This is a genomic window from Pseudomonas sp. MIACH (assembly GCF_001269925.1).
Taxonomy (GTDB): domain Bacteria; phylum Pseudomonadota; class Gammaproteobacteria; order Pseudomonadales; family Pseudomonadaceae; genus Aquipseudomonas.
The window spans coordinates 406,219-426,706 of record NZ_LHVO01000002.1 but is presented as its reverse complement, the minus strand read 5'-3'; the positions used below and the strand labels follow the sequence as shown (position 1 = coordinate 426,706).

Genomic DNA, 20,488 nt, shown 5'->3' with positions numbered 1-20,488 from the left:
GGCGCCGCCTCAGCTCTGTGACGCAGCTTTGGGAAGGATGTCGTTGGCGACCATTTCGCCGAACGGGCTCACGTAACCGGCGCTTTTCGGCAGCTCGGGACGTTCGATGTCCAGGTGTGGGAACAGCAGCTCGGCGACCCGATAGGACTCTTCCAGGTGTGGATAACCGGAGAAGATAAAGGTGTCGATGCCCAGCGCTGCGTACTCCTTGACGCGCTCGGCTACGGTCGGGCCATCGCCCACCAGCGCAGTGCCCGCACCGCCACGTACCAGGCCGACACCGGCCCACAGGTTGGGGCTGACTTCCAGGTTGTCGCGGTTGCCGCCATGCAAGGCCGCCATGCGCTGCTGGCCGACGGAATCGAAGCGCGCCAGGGAAGCCTGGGCACGGGCGATGGTGTCGTCGTCCAGATGGGAGATCAGTTTGTCGGCGGCTTTCCAGGCCTCCTCGTTGGTTTCGCGCACGATCACATGCAGACGAATACCGAAGCGCACGGTGCGCCCGAGTTTCGCTGCCTTGGCCCGCACCTGTTCGATCTTCTCGGCGACTGCGGCCGGTGGCTCGCCCCAGGTCAGCACCATCTCCACTTGTTCGGCGGCCAGGTCCTGGGCCGCTTCGGAGGAACCGCCAAAGTACAGCGGCGGGCGTGGTTGCTGGATCGGCGGGTAAAGCAACTTGGCGCCTTTGACGCTGATGTGCTCGCCGTCGTAATCCACGGTTTCGCCTTCCAGCACGCGCCGCCAGATGCGGGTGAATTCTACCGAGGCCTGATAGCGCTCTTCATGACTGAGGAACAAGCCATCGCCGGCCAATTCTTCCGGGTCGCCACCGGTCACCAGGTTGAACAACGCACGGCCGCCGGACAGGCGGTCCAGGGTCGCGGCCTGACGCGCGGCTACCGTCGGGGAAATGATCCCAGGGCGCAGTGCGACAAGGAATTTCAACCGCTGGGTCACCGGGATCAGCGAGGCGGCCACCAACCACGAGTCTTCGCAGGAACGACCGGTGGGGATCAGCACCCCGCCGAATCCCAGGCGGTCGGCGGCCTGGGCCACTTGCTGCAGATAACCGTGATCAACGGCGCGAGCGCCTTCGGCGGTGCCAAGGTAATGGCCGTCACCGTGGGTAGGCAGGAACCAGAAAATATTGAGGCTCATGGAGTTGTCTCCTGAAGAAATCGGATTACGGTGCTTTAGCCACGGCGGCAGGTGGCGTCCAGATCACGTCCTTGATGCTCAAGGGCTTGGGGATCAATTTGAGTTGGTAGAAGCTGTCGGCGATTTTCTGCTGGGCCGCCACCACTTCCGGGGTCAGGAACAACGCGCCGTAGCCCTGGCGTTTCACCGAGGTCAGGGTGATGTCTGCCGGCAGGCCCAGAAGCGGCGCGACTTGCTCGGTCACTTCCTGAGGGTTGGCCTTGGACCATTCGCCCACGGCGCGCACTTCTTCGATCAGCGCCTTGACCACTTCAGGGTGCTTTTCGGCGTAAGGCTTGGTGGCCAGGTAGAACTGGTGGTTGTCGGCAATGCCGGTGCCGTCACGCAGGGTGCGCGCTTGCAGTTGTTTCTCGGCGGCGGCCTGGTACGGGTCCCAGATCACCCACGCATCCACACTGCCACGCTCGAAGGCGGCACGGGCATCGGCGGGCGGCAGGAACACGGTCTGCACGTCGGTGTATTTCAGGCCGGCGTCTTCCAGGGCACGCACCAGCAGGTAGTGCACGTTGGAGCCTTTGTTGAGCACGACTTTCTTGCCCTTGAGCTCGGCCACCGATTTGATCGTCGAATCTTTCGGCACCAGGATCGCTTCACTGGTTGGCGCTGGCGGTTCGTAGGCCACGTAGAGCAGGTCGGCACCGGCGGCCTGGGCGAAGACCGGCGGGGTTTCCCCGGTGACACCGAAGTCGATGGAGCCGACGTTCAGGCCTTCGAGCAATTGCGGGCCGCCGGGAAACTCGGTCCATTGGACATTGACGCCTTGGGCCGCCAGGCGTTTTTCCAGGGTGCCCTTGGCCTTGAGCAGCACCAGCGTGCCGTATTTCTGGTAACCGATCCGCAGGGTCTCGGCAGCTTGAGCTTGAACAATGGCGCCGAAGGACACAGCCGCAGCAAACAGTGCGACCAGACCACGACGCAAGATGACAGTGCGCATGGCGCTCTCTCCAAATAGTGCGATGAGGGGGTTGGCTGCACCTGCTTGGCCGTTGGCGGCTGAGTAAGGTGAGTACATCTATATAGCGGTGAGGCTGACTTAAATGCTCCAGCGAGCACTCAACAAACGTTCATTCAACACATGCGGGTCCAACGGTTTCGGACGACGGGCCATGGCGCCGTAAAGCGTCTCCAGGGCCTCGTGCAAACGGTGTTCGAGGACCGGCACCAGTTGCGCCTGGACACTGCCTTCGCCATAGGCGATCTGGCTGTCTTCGGCGAAAATCCCGTGGAGCAATTCCTGGGCTTTGAGGGCCGACAACACTGGCTTCAACGCGTAGTCCACCGCCAGCATGTGGGCGATGCTGCCGCCGGTCGCCATCGGCAGCACAACCTTGTGGGCCAGGGCGCGTTCGGGCAGCAGGTCGAGCACGGTTTTCAACGCGCCGGAGAACGACGCCTTGTACACCGGCGTGGCGATCACCAGGCCATCCGCGTTAGCCACCTGTTGCAGCAGGTCAATGACCTTGGGGCTGTCGAAGCGTGCATGCAGCAAGTCTTCAGCCGGGAAGTCCCGTATCTGGTAACTCACCACTTCCACGCCCTTGTCTTGCAACCACTGACGGGTTTTTTCCAGCAAGACCCCGGAGCGGGAACGCTGGCTGGGACTGCCTCCAAGTGTTACGACCAACATGCAGGATTTCCTTGAGCAAGTGCCGGCGGTTCGCTGTGTGGCGATGGCGCCAAGATGGAACAGACCTTATCAGCAGATTTATATATCTATAAATCTCATTTTTTCATTTGTTTATTCTATAAATGCATATGAGATTTATAAGTCGTCAGGCGAAAAAAAAGGCCGTAAAAACGGCCTGAAAACCCCTGTTGTGATTCAGCGTCAACGATTGGGCTGTGGAGTAAGCCGCAAATACGGCTTCACCGCCCGATAACCCTTCGGAAAGCGCTTCTTGATCTCTTCCTCGTCCTTGAGCGACGGCACGATCACCACTTCATCACCGTCCTGCCAGTTGGCGGGGGTGGCGACTTTGTAGTTGTCGGTCAGTTGCAGCGAGTCGATGACCCGCAGGATTTCGTGGAAGTTACGGCCGGTGCTGGCCGGGTAGGTGATGGTCAGGCGGACCTTCTTGTTCGGGTCGATCACGAACAAGGAACGCACGGTGAGGGTGTCACTGGCGTTCGGGTGGATCAGGTCGTAGAGGTCCGAAACCTTGCGGTCGGCGTCGGCCAGGATCGGGAAGTTGACGACGGTGTCCTGGGTTTCGTTGATGTCTTCGATCCACTTGTGGTGCGAGTCCACCGGGTCTACCGACAGGGCAATGGCCTTGACGCCGCGCTTGGCGAATTCGTCCTTGAGCTTGGCGGTAAAGCCCAGCTCCGTGGTGCACACCGGGGTAAAGTCGGCCGGGTGGGAAAACAACACACCCCAGCTGTCGCCCAGCCATTCGTGGAAACGAATCTTGCCGGCGCTGGAATCCTGTTCGAAGTCGGGGGCGATGTCGCCCAGTCTTAGGCTCATGGTGTGGCTCCTGGTGAGTGCTTATGGAGCCCACTGTGCATGGATTACGGATTATTTAAAAAGAATAAATATCGATTTATCTAGACGATAAAGGAATATTAAAAATGTGTTCATTGGACGTGGGAAATGGGGAGGCGCAACATCGGTTCCAAGGTTCGAGAAGGCCTTGAGACGCTGTAAAAAGAGGGGTTCAGGAAGGGCTTGCGGGGGTTTAGCCCGACTTGAAATGCAAGACACCTTGCCCGGCAGTGCGCCGGGCAAGGTTTTACGCAGTTACTTGAATGCGTAGGTGTAGCTGACGATTACACGGTTTTCGTCTTGATCGCGCGCGGCAGCGACATCGTTGCGCCACATAGCGTTTTTCCAGGCGACGCCGACGTTTTTGAACAGGCCTTCTGGCACTACGTAGGCAACAGTGATATCGCGCTCCCACTCGGACTGGCCGGTGAACTCGGCACGGCTACCGTTGACGGTGTCGATGTCAGTACCCTTGAGGTACACAACACCAGCGGTCAAGCCAGGCACGCCAACCTTGGCGAAGTCATAAGCGTAGCGAGCTTGCCAGGTACGTTCGCCGGCACGGGCGAACTTAGCGATCTGCATGTCAGTGGTCAGGTAAGCCGACGAACCGTCGCCCTGGTTCAACCAAGGGAAGTCGCTGCTACCGTTGCTGACCTGGTAACCACCACCGAAGGTGTGGCCGCCCAAGGTGTACAGGAACAGGCCGCTGTACAGGTTGTTATCCACCTTGCCGCGACCGGAGTTGACGCCGCTGTAGTTGCCCGAGGAGAAGTAAGCCGACTCGTTGCCGTTCTTACCGTCATCGGAGCTGTGGAAATAACGCAGGTCAGACTTCAATACGCCAGGACCGATGGCCCAGTTGTGGGTCAGACCCAGGAAGTGCTGCTTGTAGAAGTCTTCCAGGTTGCCGTAGTAGTACTGGGCAGTCAGGTCCTTGGTGATCTTGTAGTCACCACCGGCGTAGTAGAACTTGTTGCTGTCACGCCAGTTGGCGCCACGGGAGTTGGCACCCGAGATCGACAGGTTGTCGACGTTGCTGGAGTTACGACCCTTGGCTTTTTCGATCTGACCGGCAACCAGCGTCAAGTCTTTGATGTCGTTGGTAGTGATCTGGCCACCTTGGAAAGTCTGCGGCAGCAGACGACCGTCGTTGGTCACGATAACCGGCAGCTTAGGCTGCAGGGTACCCAGCTTCAGTTCGGTCTGGGAGATCTTGGCTTTGGCAGTCAGGCCCAGGCTCGAGTAGTTATCAACAGCTTCGCCATTGGACTTGCTCGGGAACACAGTGCCGCCGTAGGACGAGGCAGTAGCGCCGTTGGTGCCGCCGCCGGAATCCAGGCGAACACCCAGCAGGCCGATAGCGTCAAGACCGAAGCCTACGGTGCCTTGGGTGTAACCGGAGATGAAGCGCAGGTCGAAGCCTTGGCCCCATTCTTCTTGCTTGCTCTGAACACCAGCGCGCTTGTTGGCTGCAGTGCCGGCAGCCGAGTCACGGTTGTCGGTATTGATGTAAAAGTTACGCAGACCCAGAGTTACTTTACTGTCATCGATGAAACCGGCAGCGCCTGCTTGCTGAGCGATTACGCCCAAAGCTACAGACAGCGCCAAGGTGGACTTCTTCATGTACCGCTCCTCTCATTTCTAATTTTTGTATTTCTTTGGTCTCGGGTCTGACGCCCTCGATCCACAGATGCGCGATTAGCACCGGATAGTGACTGACAAGTCAATCGTAACCTTGTGTGTCTACTACCTTCGTCTAACCACCGTTGATTTGGTCCCTGCAGGGTAATGAGTTTTTCATACACCCAAAAAGAATTATTTCATTCTTTTTCATACGATTCAGGAATAAGCCTTTCCGTGATGCGAACAGGCCAGCATAGACCATCCGCTCAACAAGCTAATTCCTAAAGGGTATTTATTAGCGCTTTTTTAGATCGACTAGCGTGGCCGCTCTGCCGCATACGTCACCTACGATCAAAAAGGCGACGCCATGATGGCCAAAGGCACATCCTCCCGTCAATTTGTTACAGTTTTTGTGTCACTAATAGTTTCTTTTGGTGTCAAAGCCGCCCATTCGACGATTCAAGTGTTTGTGGGCTCCCACAATCTATCCGTATCCGCCATCCTGTTATCGGCGTCAGATCAAGAATTCTTAAACTTTAGTCGTGCGTGACGGCACGCCAGATTGGCCTGCGACGCGGGCAGGCTCTTACACGAGCCTGCCCAGTGACTTGGGGGGGGGTAGGGCTTTACAAGGCCTTCTCGAAAATCTTCGAGTTACGCTGGTAGTTGTAGAGCGACGCCCGCGCGGATGGCAGACGGTCTACGCTGCTCGGCACAAAACCGCGCTCACGGAACCAGTGGGCAGTGCGTGTGGTGAGCACGAACAAAGTCTTCAACCCCTGGGCACGGGCACGCGTCTCGATGCGCTCAAGCAGCTCATCACCGCGCCCGCCATGGCGATACTCCGGGTTCACCGCCAGGCACGCCAGTTCACCCGCGTCCGAATCGGCGATCTGATACAACGCCGCACAGGCGATGATCATGCCTTCGCGCTCCACCACGCTGAACTGCTCGATCTCACGCTCCAGCACTTCCCGCGAGCGGCGTACCAGGATGCCCTGCTCTTCCAAGGGGCTGATCAGGTCGAGCAGGCCGCCGACGTCTTCAATCGCCGCCTCGCGCACCAGTTCGAATTGCTCCTGGGCCACCAGCGTACCGCCGCCATCGCGGGTAAACAGCTCGGTGAGCAACGCGCCGTCTTCGGCGTAGCTGACGATATGGCTGCGCCCTACCCCGCCCCGGCAAGCCTCGGCCGCCGCATCGAGCAATTCGGACTGGTAGTTACTGCTGCCCAGGCGTTGCAGGTGCGCCGGTACTTGCTGCGGACGCAACTCACGCACCAGGCGGCCATTTTCATCGATCAGGCCGAGATCGGCACCGAACAGCAGCAGCTTATCGGCCCCCAGGTCAATGGCGGCGCGGGTGGCGACGTCTTCGCAGGCCAAGTTGAAGATCTCACCCGTAGGCGAATAGCCCAGGGGCGACAGCAGCACAATCGAGCGCTCGTCCAGCAGGCGATTGATGCCTTTGCGGTCGACCCGGCGCACTTCGCCGGTGTGGTGATAGTCCACGCCTTCCAGCACGCCGATAGGACGTGCCGTCACCAGGTTGCCGCTGGCCACCCGCAGGCGCGAGCCCTGCATCGGCGACGAGGCCATGTCCATCGACAAGCGCGCTTCGATGGCGATACGCAGGTGGCCGACCGCGTCGATGACGCACTCCAGCGTCGCCGCATCGGTGATGCGCATACCTTCGTGATACGCCGGGATCAGGCCGCGCGCTTCAAGGCGCGCTTCGATCTGTGGGCGCGATCCGTGCACCAGCACCAGGCGCACGCCCAGGCTGTGGAGCAGCACCAGGTCGTGGACGATATTGCCGAAGTTCGGATGATCCACACCATCGCCCGGCAGCATGACGACAAAGGTGCAGTCGCGGTGGGCATTGATGTAGGGCGAAGCGTGACGAAGCCAATTAACGTAGTCGGGCATGGAACCTGGGCCTGTAATAAGAAGCAGCCGAAAAAGGATGAGTCGTGAAAACGCACAGCGGGCTGATGGTTATCGTCGGAACAGGCTTGGCGACACGCTCGCTCTCCTTATGTACGAATGGACAGGGGTTAATTTACGCAGGTTTAAGGCAGTAATGTTCGATCAGGTCCCGCAATAGACGCACTGTAGGCGTCAAGCGTGACATTTCGAGGTACTCGCCGGGTTGGTGGGCACACGCAATATCGCCAGGGCCCAGCACCAGGGTTTCACAACCAAGGCGCTGAAGATAAGGCGCTTCGGTGCCGAACGCTACTGCTTCGGCACGATGCCCGGTCAATCGTTCCGCGACCCGCACCAGCTCGGCGTCTTCAGCCTGTTCGAACGGCGGCACTGCAGGGAATAACGGCGCGTAGTCGATCTTGACTTTATGGCGCTCGGCCAGCGGTTCGAGCTTTTGCCGGATCGCCGCACGCAGCACTTCGGGGTCCATGCCCGGCAAAGGTCGCAGGTCGAATTCCAGGGAGCACTGGCCGCAGATACGGTTGGGGTTGTCGCCACCATGGATACAACCGAAGTTCATGGTCGGTTGCGGCACGCTGAATTGCGCGTTTCGGTACTCGCGCTGCCAGGCGAGGCGCAGGCCGCGCAGCTCGCCGATGGCGTCATGCATGGCTTCCAGGGCGCTGTGGCCCAGGCTTGGATCCGACGAATGGCCACTTTGGCCGAGAATGTCGATGCGCTCCATCATCACGCCTTTGTGCAGGCGGATCGGCTTGAGGCCGGTGGGTTCGCCGATCACCGCGGCGCGGCCCAATGGACGACCGGCTTCGGCCAATGCCCTAGCACCGGACATGGAGCTTTCTTCATCGCAGGTGGCGAGGATCAGCAGCGGTTGCTTGAACGGTTGATCCAGCAACGGCAACACCGCTTCAATCGCCAGCGCGAAAAAACCCTTCATGTCGCAACTGCCCAATCCTACCCAGCGGCCGTCGACTTCCGTCAGCTTGAGCGGATCGGTCTTCCACAGCGCAGCGTCATAAGGAACGGTATCGCTATGTCCGGCCAACACCAGGCCGCCGGGGCCAGTGCCGAAACTGGCCAGCAGGTTGAATTTGCCGGGGCTCACGGGCTGGATGTCGATGGAGAAACCCAGATCGCCCAACCAACTGGCGAGCAAATCGATCACCGGACGATTGGTCTGGTCGAGAGACGCTTGGGTACAACTCACCGAAGGCGCGGCAATCAACGCGGCGAACTGCTCTTTCATGGACGGTAACGGCATACGCGGTCTCCCAACTTCCCGGATGAGCCCCACTATAGAGGCATCTGCACGACACAATAAACCGTTGCGGCACGTTGCCGGGCTCAGTCCTGTACACTGCACGACCTTGGCAGCCACTCTTTTTCCCGGCTGCGCTCCCGATCCTGGATTTTCCGGCCATGCAGAAAGAAACCGAAATCAAGCTCCGCGTCAGCCGCGAAACACTCGCTGCGCTGCGTGAGCACCCGCTACTGAAAAAACGCAACAAAAGTGGCTGGGAACGCCGTGAGTTGATGAACCAGTACTTCGACACCCCTGAACGTGACCTGGCCCAGGCCAAAGTCGCCCTGCGCCTGCGCAAGGACGGTGACGACATTATCCAGACCCTCAAGACCCGTGGCCAAAGCGTCGCCGGCTTGTCGGAACGCAATGAGTACAACTGGGACCTGCCCAAAGCCAAGCTCGACGTGAAGAAGCTCGACGGCGAGTGCTGGCCCGAGCAACTGGCCGAGCTGGACAAAAAGACCCTCAAGCCGATCTTCACCACCGACTTTGTACGCGAACGCGCCGAAATCGCCTGGGGCCGTGGCAAGGCCAAGGTGGTGATCGAAGCCGCCCTGGACCTGGGCCATGTGGTGGTCGGCAAGCAGAAAGAAGAAATCTGCGAGCTGGAACTGGAACTGCGCGAAGGCGAACCGGCTGCCCTGCTGGAACTGGCCGCCGAGCTGGCCGCGACCCTGGCCCTGATGCCGTGTGACATCAGCAAGGCCGAGCGCGGCTACCGCCTGTATGACGCCAGCAGCTACTCCTTGAGCATGCCGGCGCCGCAGATCCACGCCGAAATGCCGCTGGACGATGCCTTCGCCGCAATCATGTGGCACCTGCTCGGCAGCAGCCAGCGCCTGGCCGAGCAATACCGTTTCAATGGTCACTGGCGCCTGCTGCAGGACTGGGTCGACAACCTCGGCGAACTGCGCGCCCTGATTGGCAGCCTCGGCCAGGCCGCACCGCGTCAATCCACCAGCGAACTGCGCAGCGCCCTGGATGCCTTGCTGGAAGACTGGCGCCCGCTGGTCCAGGCCGGTGACGACGACGAAGATATCCGTAAAGCCGCTCCAGAACAGTTCGCCGAAGAACTGGAAGACGTACGCTGGGGCCTGTTCTCACTGAACACCTCCCGCTGGCTGCTAGCCCGCACCTGGACCGCCGACCGCAATGTACGCGGCAACCGCCAGGGCGCCGCGCAAATCACCAACTGGCTGCCGCGCCTGCTGGCCGACGATGCCGTCGCCCTGCAACTGCCGCGCTACCAGCAGCAACCGGAAGACCTGGCCGAGCAACTGCCACGCATCGAGCGCATCCAGGCCTGGCTGCACCACGCGCGTAACGTGGTGGACATTGCGGAGCTGGACCGCTTGTACGGCGAGCTGAACAAGCTGGTGCAACTGGCCAACCAGCCGATCACCGACGAGTCGCTGGATGCGCGCATGCATCAGGCGATTGCGGTGTATCAGAACCGTGCCTGGAAGACCCTCCTGCGCCTGTAATATCGCCAGCGGGGGCAAGTCGAATCGGCTTGCCCCCAATGACGCCGGTCTGGTCAGCGCAATACTGGCAGGCTGGTGGTCGACTTGATCTCAGACAAGGCCACAATCGAGTTGACCTCCTGAATGCCCGGCACCATCGACAGCTTCTCAAAGAAAAACCGCTCGTACGCCTCAATGTCCGACGTCACGATGCGCAGCAGAAAATCCACCGCCCCCATCAGCACATAGCACTCCAATACTTCAGGGAACCCACGAATCGCTTCGGTGAACTCGGTGAAGTTGGATCGACCGTGGGCGTTGAGTTTGACCTCGGCAAAAATCTGCGTATTGAGGCCGATCTTCTTGCGATCCAGCAGGGTGACCTGGCCGCGAATCACCCCTTCCTCCTTGAGCCGCTGGATGCGCCGCCAGCACGGCGACTGGGACAGGCCGACCTGTTCGGCGATCTGTGCGCTCGACAGCGAGGCGTCCTCTTGCAGCAGGGCCAGGATGCGGCGATCGTAGGCGTCCAACTCGCTATGCATAGAAATACCTTTTAATGGTGCTTTCTTGAATTGATCTATTCGATTACTGGCAAATCTGGCTCATTTTAGATAAGAAATCTCCCGAAGCGAATGTAAAAATTTCTCCAGTCGAATCTGGAGAGTCAGCATGCATGCCGTCGAAACCACCCACACCCTGAGCCGCGTCGATGCGTGGTGTGTCACCAGCACCCATTGCCAGGCGCGTTACCAGATCATCGCCGAGGCGGAGCCTGATGTGCTGTGCCGCGTACTCAACTATTTTGCGTTGCAGTTCTTGACGCCGAGCCAGGTCACCGTTGACCGCAAAGAAGACCTGCTGAGTATCGATATCGTGATGGATGGCCTGAGCTGGCACCGGGCCCAAGTCATTGGGGAAAAGATTCGAAACCTGATCAGCGTGTGCACGCTGCAAGTGTGGCCAGCTGATTGCGTGGGGCCTGAGGCAGTGGCGGTGGCCGCTCAGTAAAGGCCTGCAACATACCCTGGGAGGAGGATATCCGAGGTCCGGCTAGCCTGAAATTTCGTTCGAGGCTACCCAGGAAGACCTTCATGTCTGTTGAGCACCGATTGGAACTGCATCAATTGCTTCCGGCCTTGGTCGAGGCAGGGTTGATCACTGCCGACATCGCTCAGCGCTTATCCGCGCTGCCAGCCGGCAACGCCCAGCATCCGCTGGAATGCATCGCTGCCCATGGGCCTTCCCTGGAAACCCTGACCCAATGGCTGGCCCGGCATGTCGGGCAACCCTATTGGCGTATCGACCCGCTGAAGATCGATGTCGCAGCGGTGGTGCCGCTGATGTCCCACGCGTTTGCCCAGCGCCACAGCATCCTTGCAGTGGCCGTGGACGCGCAAACCGTCACCGTTGCCAGCGCCCAGCCCCACGTCACCCGTTGGGAGTCAGGACTGGCACAGGTGCTCAAGCGCTCGATCAAGCGCGTGGTTGCCAACCCCCAGGACATTCAGCGTTGTATCAGCGAGTTTTACCGATTGGCTAAGTCCGTCAGCAGTGCCGATCAAAAGGTCGCAGCGCCTGGCAATTTCGAGTTGCTCAACCTCGGCGCCGGCGAGCAGGAACCGGACGCCAACGACGCGCATATCGTCAATATTGTCGACTGGCTGTTGCAGTACGCCTTTGCCCAGCGGGCCAGCGATATTCATATCGAGCCGGGCCGTGAACAAGGCCGCATGCGCTTTCGCATCGATGGGCTGCTGCACGACGTTTATCAATTTCCGCCCCAGGTGACGATGGCGGTGGTAAGCCGCCTGAAAAGCCTGGGCCGCATGAACGTGGCGGAAAAACGCAAACCCCAGGATGGTCGGGTCAAGACCAAAAGTCCCGCGGGCGCAGAAGTCGAGTTGCGTCTGTCGACCCTGCCCACCGCCTTTGGGGAAAAACTGGTGATGCGGATTTTCGATCCGCAGGTGCTGCTCAAGGACTTTGACCAGCTCGGTTTGTCCGCCGAGGACCAACAGCGATGGCATGCCATGACCCGCCAGACCAACGGCATCATCCTCGTCACGGGCCCTACCGGCTCGGGCAAGACCAGCACCCTCTACACCACGCTCAAGCAACTGGCGAGCCGGGAGGTCAACCTCTGCACCGTGGAAGACCCAATCGAAATGGTCGAGCCGGCGTTCAACCAAATGCAGGTGCAACACAATATCGACCTGACCTTCGCCAGCGGCATCCGAGCCCTGCTGCGCCAGGACCCGGACATCATCATGATCGGCGAGATCCGCGACCAGGAAACCGCCGAAATGGCGATCCAGGCCGCACTGACCGGGCACTTGGTGCTCTCGACGCTGCACACCAACGATGCGCCCAGCGCCATCAGCCGCTTGCAGGAACTGGGCATTGCTCATTATTTGATCAAGGCCACAGTGTTGGGGGTGATGGCACAGCGCTTGGTGCGGCTGTTATGCCCCCATTGCAAGCGGGCGGCGGGCGATGCCCACGAGGCGGTTGGGTGTGCGGAATGTCGAAACAGCGGGTTTCGCGGGCGCGCCGGGGTCTACGAGATCATGGTGCTGGATGAATCGCTCAAGGCCCTGATCGTGCCCGGGACCGACGTGCAGTCCCTACGTCGGGCGGCGGTTACGCAAGGCATGTGCAGCCTGCGCATGGCCGGCATCGGGAAAGTACAGGCAGGACTGACCACGATGGCCGAAGTGCTGCGCGCGACGCCTGGGGATTCGGTAACAAATCCGTTAAGTACCACGTGCTGAAACCGTTCTTATCGGTGACAAGACCGTTACACTCAGCCGAACGTCGTTTAACTGACACCATCAGATAGGGAATCATTATGCAGATCGGAACCGTCCTGCTTCTTTTCGTGGGCTTGGCCGCCGCCATCCTGTTCATGGGCTTCAAGGTGGTGCCTCAGGGCTACCAGTGGACCGTCGAGCGTTTCGGCCGCTACACCAACACCCTCAAGCCAGGCCTGAACATCATCATCCCGGTCATGGACCGCATCGGTCGCAAGATCAACGTGATGGAAAGCGTGCTGGATATTCCGCCGCAGGAAGTGATCACCGCCGATAACGCCACCGTGCAGATCGACGCCGTGTGCTTCTTCCAGGTGGTCAATACCGCCCAGGCCGCCTACGAGGTCAACAACCTCGAACATGCCATCCGCAACCTGCTGCAAACCAATATCCGCACGGTGCTCGGCTCCATGGAGCTGGATGCCATGCTCAGCCAGCGCGACGGTATCAACGAAAAGCTGCTGCGCACCGTCGATGAAGCCACGGCGCCATGGGGTATCAAGATCACCCGGATCGAGATCAAGGACATCAGCCCACCCGCCGACCTGATGGCCGCCATGTCTGGGCAGATGAAAGCCGAGCGGATCAAGCGTGCACAGATCCTTGAGGCCGAGGGCCTGCGGGCGTCGGCGATCCTGACTGCCGAGGGCAAGAAGCAGGCGCAGATCCTGGAAGCCGAAGGTGGACGGCAGGCCGCGTTCCTGGAGTCTGAAGCCCGCGAGCGCCAGGCAGAGGCAGAAGCCCGTGCGACCCAGGTCGTTTCCGAAGCGATCGCCACCGGCAACGTGCAGGCCATCAACTACTTCGTCGCACAGAAATACATCGATGCCCTCGGCAAGCTGGCATCGGCCAATAACAGCAAAGTGATCCTGATGCCGCTGGAAGCGAGCCAGGTGATCGGTGCGGTCGGCGGTATCGGCGAGATCGTCAAGGCAACGTTCGACAGCAAGAAAGGTTGAGGCCATCGCCATGTGGGATTTCCTGCAACATCTTTCGTTCTGGGATTGGCTGGCGCTGGGTACGGTGCTATTGATTCTGGAAGTATTCGGCGCAGGTGGTTACCTGCTGTGGATGGGTATCGCAGCGGCAGCGGTGGGCGTGATCAAGTTTTTAGTGCCGCCGCTCGGCTTGGAATGGCAACTGTTGCTGTTCGCTGTGTTGTCGATATTAACGGCGGTGTACTGGTGGAAACGTCAGCGCAGCAGTGCCAAAGCCAGCGACCAGCCGGGGCTGAACGAACGCGGTTCGGAACTGATCGGTCGCACCTTCGTGGTGCACCAGGCAATTGTGGATGGCCGAGGCAAGGTAAAAGTCGGCGATGGCGTGTGGATGGTCACCGGCCCGGACAGCCCTGTAGGCGCCCAAGTACGGGTGATTGGTCAGGAAGGTGTGATTTTGAAGGTGGAAACTGTTTAGTCGCCGAGGGAACTCGACCGGGATAACTACAATCATAATGTACAGATAACCCACCCGGAGTCACCCATCATGCGTCTCAAATATGCTGTCGCAACGCTCGCCGTGCTTTCCCTTCCTGTCGGTTCAGCAATGGCCGACAGCTTCTGGCGCAATGTCATCTCGTCGGGCGCCACTACCGGCTCGACGTACCTGACCTTCAAGGACCACAAGCTGGTGGTCGCCGCACAAGACGACGCCGGCAGCTTTGTTGCCAGTGACGGCGGCATCCGTGGCCCGTACCTGGAAGCTGCGATGCAGAAAGTCCGCGCTGATAACCCTGGCCTGCAGGCCACGGATATGGAGCTGGCCAACGCCATTCTCGCGAAGAATGCTGTCACCGAGTGATTCCCTCACTCTGAAAAATGCCGCTTTTAAAGCGGCATTTTTTTGTCCGTACGGTGACGATTCATTCACAGGTGACAGGCTATATTCAGTCTGGCCGTGCCACCATGCCGGTACTGAGCCCTCGCTTACTCATCGTCAATCTGAAACGGATGCCTTCGTCGTTATGAGCCAACAGCCCTTTCTGCCGTTCTCCAAACCTACCATCGATGAAGCCACCATCTCGGCGGTCGGCGATGTACTGCGCTCGGGCTGGATCACCAGCGGACCCAAAGTGCAGGCGTTTGAGGCGCAGCTATCGGAATACTTTGGCGGCCGACCGGTGCGCACATTCAACTCCGGCACCTGCACCATGGAAATCGCCCTGCGTATCGCCGGTATCGGGCCTGGGGATGAAGTGATTACCACACCGATCTCCTGGGTGGCCACGGCCAACGTGATTTTGGAGGTGGGGGCCACACCGGTGTTTGCCGATATCGACCCGGTCACCCGCAATATCGACCTGGCCCAGGTGGAGGCCGCAATCACCCCGCGCACCAAGGCGATCATCCCGGTGTACCTGGCCGGCCTGCCCCTGGACATGCCGATGCTGTACGCGCTGGCCAACAAGTACAACCTGCGCATCGTCGAAGATGCCGCCCAGGCCCTGGGCTCCAGCTGGGACGGCGAACGCATCGGTGCCACCGGCGATTTTGTGTCGTTCAGCTTCCAGGCTAACAAGAACATCACCTCTTCCGAGGGCGGTTGCCTGGTGTTGAACAATGCCGAAGAAGCCCGCCTGGCGGAAAAATACCGCCTGCAGGGCGTTACGCGTACCGGCTTCGACGGCCTGGACGTGGATGTGCTGGGCGGCAAGTTCAATATGACCGACATCGCTGCAGCCATCGGGCTGGGGCAGTTCGCCCACATCGAGAAGATCACCGCCCATCGCCAGCACCTGGCACAGCACTACTTCAAATGTTTCGGCAGTGATTTCGAAGAAAAGTACGGCGCGCAACTGCCGCCGGCTGACTTCGAAAACAGCAACTGGCACCTGTTCCAGTTGGTGCTGCCGGAGCGCCAGGACGGCCTGCCCGCCCGCGCGACCTTCATGGAGAAAATGCAGGCACAAGGTGTTGGCATTGGCTATCACTACCCGCCTATTCACCTGCTGAGCCTGTATCGGGCACAGGGGTTCAAGGAAGGGATGTTCCCGGTAGCGGAAAAGGTTGGACGTTTGATCGTGTCGTTGCCGATGTTTACGGCGATGACAGAGGCAGATGTCGAGCGGTCGGTGGCGGCAGTAAAGGCAGTCCTGAAGGCGAACTGAACACTCACGGCTCACGACGATTGAATGTGGAGGGAGCTTGCTCCCTCCCACATGGGTGTTTCAGTTACTCGCCGATGGCGGCTTTGTAGCCAGCAGCATCCAGCAACTCGTCCAGCTCAGCCGGGTTGCTTGGCTTGAGCTTGAAGATCCAAGCGCCGTAAGGGTCGGAGTTCAGCAGCTCAGGGCTACCGCTCAGCTCCTCGTTGACGGCAATCACTTCGCCGGCAACCGGGGCGTAGATATCCGAAGCAGCCTTCACCGACTCAACCACACCCGCCTGGCCCTCAGCGTCAAACTTGGCGCCAACTTCGGCCAACTCAACAAACACCACATCACCCAAAGCTTCCTGGGCATGGTCGGAGATCCCGACGGTGACGGTACCGTCAGCTTCCAGACGGGCCCACTCGTGACTGCTGGCAAAACGCAGGTCGGCAGGGATATCGCTCATAGTCTGTGTCCTCAAGAAGAAATGTCAGCAGCCATTGGCCTGCCGGAAAGGGTTAGATCAACGTTTTGCCATGGCGCACGAAGGTCGGTTTGACCACTCGAACCGGGTACCACTTGCCGCGGATTTCCACTTCGGCCCGATCGGCAGTCGCCGTCGGTACGCGCGCCAGGGCAATGGATTTGCTCAGCGTAGGAGAGAAACTACCACTGGTGATCTCTCCTTCGCCAACATTGGCGATGCGAACCACCTGGTGAGCGCGTAAAACCCCACGTTCTTCCAGTACCAGCCCGACCAGTTTGAACTGCACACCGGCCGCCAACTCGGCTTCCAGCGCCGCACGCCCGATGAAATTTCGCTCAGCAGGCTCCCAAGCGATGCTCCAGGCCATGTTGGCCGCCAGGGGCGAAACGTCCTGATGGATATCCTGGCCGTACAGGTTCATGCCGGCTTCCAGCCGCAGGGTGTCCCGCGCGCCAAGGCCTATGGGTGAAATACCCGCACCCACCAGATCGTTGAAAAAACCCGGCGCCTGATCGGCCGGCAGGACAATTTCCAAGCCGTCTTCGCCGGTGTAACCCGTGCGCGCGATAAACCAATCACCGTCGGCCTGGCCTTCAAAGGGCTTGAGCTGGTGGATCAGGGTGCCGCGAGACTGGGTGACCAACTCGGCAATCTTCTGCCGGGCATGGGGACCTTGGATGGCGAGCATGGCCAACTCGGGCCGCTCATGCAGTTGCACTTGATAGCTGCCAAGTTGCGCCTGCATCCAGACCAAGTCCTGGTCACGGGTGGCGGCGTTGACCACCAGCCGGTATCCGGCGTCGGTGCGATAGACGATCATGTCGTCCACCACGCCACCCTGCTCGTTGAGCATGGCGCTGTACAACGCACGGCCACAGCCGTGCAAACGCTCGACATCATTGGCCAGCAAGTGCTGCAGCCATTCCTTGGCCTGGGGGCCGGTGACATCGATCACGGTCATGTGAGATACATCGAACACCCCGCAGTCGCGCCGCACCTGATGGTGCTCCTCAACTTGCGAGCCGTAATGCAAAGGCATATCCCAACCGCCAAAATCGACCATTTTCGCGCCGAGGGCGAGATGCAGGTCGTACAGAGGCGTGCGCTGTCCCATGGGTTTCTCCTTCCGGGCTTGGCGAAGGTGCGCAGTGTCGTTGCTCGCACTGGACGCCTTGAATTACAAGGCCTGCAGCCACGCACAGCGACTCGCCCCGAAGGACAGACCGCACCGAATGCCGCGCATTGTAGCCGCAAGCCGTAGGACTGGCACCTAACCGATTGGTCGAGCGGAACGTCGGATCAGCCCAATGACCGGCAGCAGCCCCACCAACACCAGCGTCAACGCAGGCAGAGAGGCCCGCGCCCACTCACCTTCGCTGGTCATTTCAAAGATCCGCACCGCCAGCGTGTCCCAGCCGAACGGGCGCATCAGCAGGGTCGCGGGCATTTCCTTGAGCACATCCACAAACACCAGCAGTGCGGCACTCAGGGTGCCAGGCAGCAATAGCGGCAGATACACTTTGCAAAACAGTCGCGGGCCACTCACGCCCAAACTACGCGCAGCTTCCGGCAAAGAAGGCCGGATGCGCGCCAGGCTGTTTTCCAGCGGCCCGTAGGCCACGGCCAGAAAGCGCACCAGATACGCCAGCACCAGCGCCGACAGACTGCCCAGCAACAGTGGCTTGCCCGCCGCTCCGAGCCAGCCGGACATCGGCACCACCAGTTCACGATCCAGGTAACTGAACGCCAGCATGATCGACACCGCCAGCACCGAGCCCGGCAAGGCATAGCCGACATTGGCCAGGCTGATACCGGAGCGAATCGCCCGGGTCGGCGCCAGGCGGTTGGCGAACGCCAGCACCAGCGCCACGCTGACCGTGATCAGCGCCGCAATGCCGCCCAGGTAAAGGGTGTGGACGATCAGGCCCGAATAGCGCTCATCCAGATCGAACCGGCCACGCTGCCAGAACCAGGCAACCAGTTGCAGCACCGGGATGACAAAGGCGCAGGCGAACACCAGGCCACACCACCCACTGGCCGCTACCGCCTTGAGCCCCTTCAAGTGGTACAACGCCTTACCCCGGGGGCGCTCGTTGCTGGGCCGACTGGCGCCCCGGGCACGACGCTCGCCGTACAGCACCAGCATCACCACCAGCAGCAACAGGCTGGCCAGTTGGGCCGCGCTGGACAGGCTGAAAAAGCCGTACCAGGTCTTGTAGATGGCGGTGGTGAAGGTATCGAAGTTGAACACCGAGACCGCACCGAAATCCGCCAGGGTCTCCATCAATGCCAGGGCCACGCCCGCGCCAATCGCCGGTCGCGCCATGGGCAGCGCGACGCGCCAGAACGCTTGCCAGGGCGATTGTCCCAACACGCGCGCGGCTTCCATCAAGCCCTTGCCCTGGGCTAGGAATGCGCTGCGCGCCAGCAGGTACACATAGGGATAGAACACCAGCACCAGCACGATGATCACCCCACTGGTGGAGCGCACCCGTGGCAGACGCAAGCCACTGCCGAACCATTCGCGCAGCAGAGTCTGCACGGGACCGGAGAAATCCAGCAGGCCGACAAACACGAAGGCCAGCACATAGGCGGGAATGGCAAAGGGCAGCATCAACGCCCAGTCGAGCCAGCGCCGACCAGGGAATTCGCAGAGGCTGGTGAGCCAGGCCAGGCTTACGCCCAACAGCGTTACCCCAACGCCGACACCCAGCACCAGGGTCAGGGTGTTACCCAACAGGCGCGGCATCTGGGTTTCCCAGAGGTGGGACCAGATTTGCGCGTCGATGCTTTGCCAGGACAGCAACAGCACGCTCAGCGGCAGCAGCACCAGGGCAGCGACGGTGAAGACCGGCAGGTACCAGCGGCGTTGAGCGGGGTGGGCCAAAGGTGGGTTCTCAATAATGAAATCTTCAAATCACCACAATCCAATGTGGGAGGGGGCAAGCCCTAATGCCAGTCAGTTAAGGCTTTTTGTAGGAGCGAGCTTGCCACCTTTGGATCTGCAGCGCCCTACAAATTGTACTTAGTTCCAGCCCGCCCGATCCATCAGGCGAATGGCTTCAGCCTGGCGTTTGCCCGCCACTTCCACCGGCAATGTATCCGCCACGAACTTGCCCCAGGTCGCCACTTCAGCCGACGGCGGTACCGCCGGGTTGGCCGGGAATTCCTGGTTCACATCGGCAAAGATCTTCTGCGCCTCAGGCGTGGTCATCCACTCCACCAGCGCCTTGGCGGCTTCCGGGTGTGGCGCGTGCTTGGTCAAGCCGATGCCCGACAGGTTCACGTGCACGCCACGGTCGCCCTGGTTCGGCCAGAACAGCTTCACCGCCAGGTCCGGCTTCTGCTTGTGCAAGCGGCCATAGTAGTAGGTGTTGACGATCCCGACGTCGCACTGCCCGGCGTTGATCGCCTCCAGCACGGCAATGTCATCCGAGAACACGTCGGTGGACAGGTTATTCACCCAGCCCTTGACGATTTCTTCGGTCTTGGCTGCGCCGTGGGTTTCGATCAGGGTGGCGGTCAGCGACTGGTTGTAGACCTTTTTCGCCGTGCGCAGGCACAGGCGGCCTTCCCACTGTTTGTCGGCCAGGGCTTCGTAGGTGGTCAGGTCACCCGGTTTCACCCGGTCGGTGGAATAGGCGATGGTCCGCGCGCGCAGGCTCAAACCGGTCCAGGCGTGAGCCGAAGAGCGATATTGCAGAGGAATGTTCTTGTCGATCACCGGGGAAGTGAACGGTTGCAGGATGCCCATCTGCTCGGCCTGCCAGAGGTTGCCGGCATCAACGGTGAGCAGCAGGTCGGCGGTGGCGTTTTCGCCCTCGGCCTTGATGCGCTGCATCAGCGGGGCTTCCTTGTCGGTGATGAACTTCACCTGTACACCGGTCTTTTGGGTGTAGGCGTCGAACACCGGCTTGATCAGCTCGTCGATACGCGAGGAGTAGACCACCACCTCGTCGGCTGCCTGCACGGTGGTGCTGCCGATCAGGGTGAGTGCCAGGGCAGTCAGGAGGCGCTTGGGTGCCAACATGGGTGCGGTCTCTCATTTGCAAAATA

19 protein-coding genes are annotated in these 20,488 nt (G+C 60.3%); 7 read left to right on the top strand and 12 right to left on the bottom strand.

Features of this window, described 5'->3' with window-relative positions; all coding sequences use genetic code 11:
* Positions 1–9 precede the first annotated feature (9 nt).
* From ssuD to argE, 7 genes are all read right to left on the bottom strand, one after another.
* On the bottom strand, positions 10–1,158 hold the full coding sequence (gene ssuD / locus AD670_RS01970; RefSeq protein ID WP_025857377.1) for an FMNH2-dependent alkanesulfonate monooxygenase: 1,149 nt from the start codon (positions 1,156–1,158) through the stop codon (positions 10–12).
* Positions 1,159–1,183: 25 nt separating this feature from the next.
* Positions 1,184–2,152: a sulfonate ABC transporter substrate-binding protein gene (locus tag AD670_RS01965; RefSeq protein ID WP_053127861.1), complete on the bottom strand. Its 969-nt coding sequence runs from the start codon at positions 2,150–2,152 to the stop codon at positions 1,184–1,186.
* 99 nt (positions 2,153–2,251) lie between these two features.
* On the bottom strand, positions 2,252–2,845 hold the full coding sequence (gene ssuE, locus AD670_RS01960) for an NADPH-dependent FMN reductase (RefSeq protein WP_053127859.1): 594 nt from the start codon (positions 2,843–2,845) through the stop codon (positions 2,252–2,254).
* 201 nt (positions 2,846–3,046) lie between these two features.
* Complete coding sequence (locus AD670_RS01955; RefSeq protein WP_053127857.1) at positions 3,047–3,685, bottom strand: peroxiredoxin; 639 nt, start codon at positions 3,683–3,685, stop codon at positions 3,047–3,049.
* 273 nt (positions 3,686–3,958) lie between these two features.
* Positions 3,959–5,329 carry an OprD family porin gene (locus AD670_RS01950; protein WP_053127855.1) on the bottom strand — a complete coding sequence of 457 codons (1,371 nt, stop codon included), beginning with the start codon at positions 5,327–5,329 and terminating at the stop codon, positions 3,959–3,961.
* Positions 5,330–5,955: 626 nt separating this feature from the next.
* Entirely contained in the window at positions 5,956–7,257 is a 1,302-nt protein-coding gene (argA, locus tag AD670_RS01945; protein ID WP_053127853.1) for an amino-acid N-acetyltransferase, read from the bottom strand.
* 133 nt (positions 7,258–7,390) lie between these two features.
* Positions 7,391–8,539, bottom strand: a complete 1,149-nt coding sequence (gene argE, locus AD670_RS01940) for an acetylornithine deacetylase (RefSeq protein ID WP_053127851.1) — start codon at positions 8,537–8,539, stop codon at positions 7,391–7,393.
* A gap of 158 nt (positions 8,540–8,697) precedes the next feature.
* Between argE and AD670_RS01935 the strand changes: the two genes are divergently transcribed.
* The gene (locus AD670_RS01935) at positions 8,698–10,065 is read left to right on the top strand and encodes an inorganic triphosphatase (RefSeq protein WP_053127849.1); all 1,368 of its coding nucleotides are present in this window, start codon (positions 8,698–8,700) and stop codon (positions 10,063–10,065) included.
* Positions 10,066–10,118: 53 nt separating this feature from the next.
* Here AD670_RS01935 and AD670_RS01930 read toward each other — a convergent pair whose 3' ends face one another.
* Entirely contained in the window at positions 10,119–10,589 is a 471-nt protein-coding gene (locus AD670_RS01930; protein WP_003195279.1) for an Lrp/AsnC family transcriptional regulator, read from the bottom strand.
* 127 nt (positions 10,590–10,716) lie between these two features.
* On the opposite strand from AD670_RS01930, the gene AD670_RS01925 reads away from it, so the two are divergent.
* From AD670_RS01925 to AD670_RS01900, 6 genes are all read left to right on the top strand, one after another.
* A complete protein-coding gene (locus tag AD670_RS01925) occupies positions 10,717–11,055 on the top strand; it encodes a hypothetical protein (RefSeq protein WP_053127847.1) in 339 nt (112 codons plus the stop codon).
* Positions 11,056–11,138: 83 nt separating this feature from the next.
* On the top strand, positions 11,139–12,818 hold the full coding sequence (locus AD670_RS01920) for a GspE/PulE family protein (RefSeq protein WP_053127845.1): 1,680 nt from the start codon (positions 11,139–11,141) through the stop codon (positions 12,816–12,818).
* 77 nt (positions 12,819–12,895) lie between these two features.
* Positions 12,896–13,816: an SPFH domain-containing protein gene (locus tag AD670_RS01915; protein ID WP_053127843.1), complete on the top strand. Its 921-nt coding sequence runs from the start codon at positions 12,896–12,898 to the stop codon at positions 13,814–13,816.
* Positions 13,817–13,826: 10 nt separating this feature from the next.
* The gene (locus AD670_RS01910) at positions 13,827–14,273 is read left to right on the top strand and encodes an NfeD family protein (protein WP_053127841.1); all 447 of its coding nucleotides are present in this window, start codon (positions 13,827–13,829) and stop codon (positions 14,271–14,273) included.
* 69 nt (positions 14,274–14,342) lie between these two features.
* On the top strand, positions 14,343–14,657 hold the full coding sequence (locus AD670_RS01905; RefSeq protein WP_003176799.1) for a DUF2388 domain-containing protein: 315 nt from the start codon (positions 14,343–14,345) through the stop codon (positions 14,655–14,657).
* A 163-nt stretch (positions 14,658–14,820) separates the two neighbouring features.
* A complete protein-coding gene (locus AD670_RS01900) occupies positions 14,821–15,963 on the top strand; it encodes a DegT/DnrJ/EryC1/StrS aminotransferase family protein (RefSeq protein ID WP_053127839.1) in 1,143 nt (380 codons plus the stop codon).
* A gap of 64 nt (positions 15,964–16,027) precedes the next feature.
* Here AD670_RS01900 and gcvH read toward each other — a convergent pair whose 3' ends face one another.
* The 4 genes from gcvH to AD670_RS01880 all read right to left on the bottom strand — a co-directional run bounded on the left by gcvH (position 16,028) and on the right by AD670_RS01880 (position 20,462).
* Positions 16,028–16,411, bottom strand: coding sequence for a glycine cleavage system protein GcvH (gene gcvH, locus AD670_RS01895; protein ID WP_053127837.1), 384 nt, complete (start codon positions 16,409–16,411; stop codon positions 16,028–16,030).
* 52 nt (positions 16,412–16,463) lie between these two features.
* The gene (gene gcvT / locus AD670_RS01890; protein ID WP_053127835.1) at positions 16,464–17,546 is read right to left on the bottom strand and encodes a glycine cleavage system aminomethyltransferase GcvT; all 1,083 of its coding nucleotides are present in this window, start codon (positions 17,544–17,546) and stop codon (positions 16,464–16,466) included.
* Positions 17,547–17,702: 156 nt separating this feature from the next.
* On the bottom strand, positions 17,703–19,319 hold the full coding sequence (locus AD670_RS01885; RefSeq protein WP_053127833.1) for an iron ABC transporter permease: 1,617 nt from the start codon (positions 19,317–19,319) through the stop codon (positions 17,703–17,705).
* Between the two features lie 138 nt (positions 19,320–19,457).
* Positions 19,458–20,462, bottom strand: a complete 1,005-nt coding sequence (locus AD670_RS01880; RefSeq protein WP_053127831.1) for an extracellular solute-binding protein — start codon at positions 20,460–20,462, stop codon at positions 19,458–19,460.
* Positions 20,463–20,488: the final 26 nt, after the last annotated feature.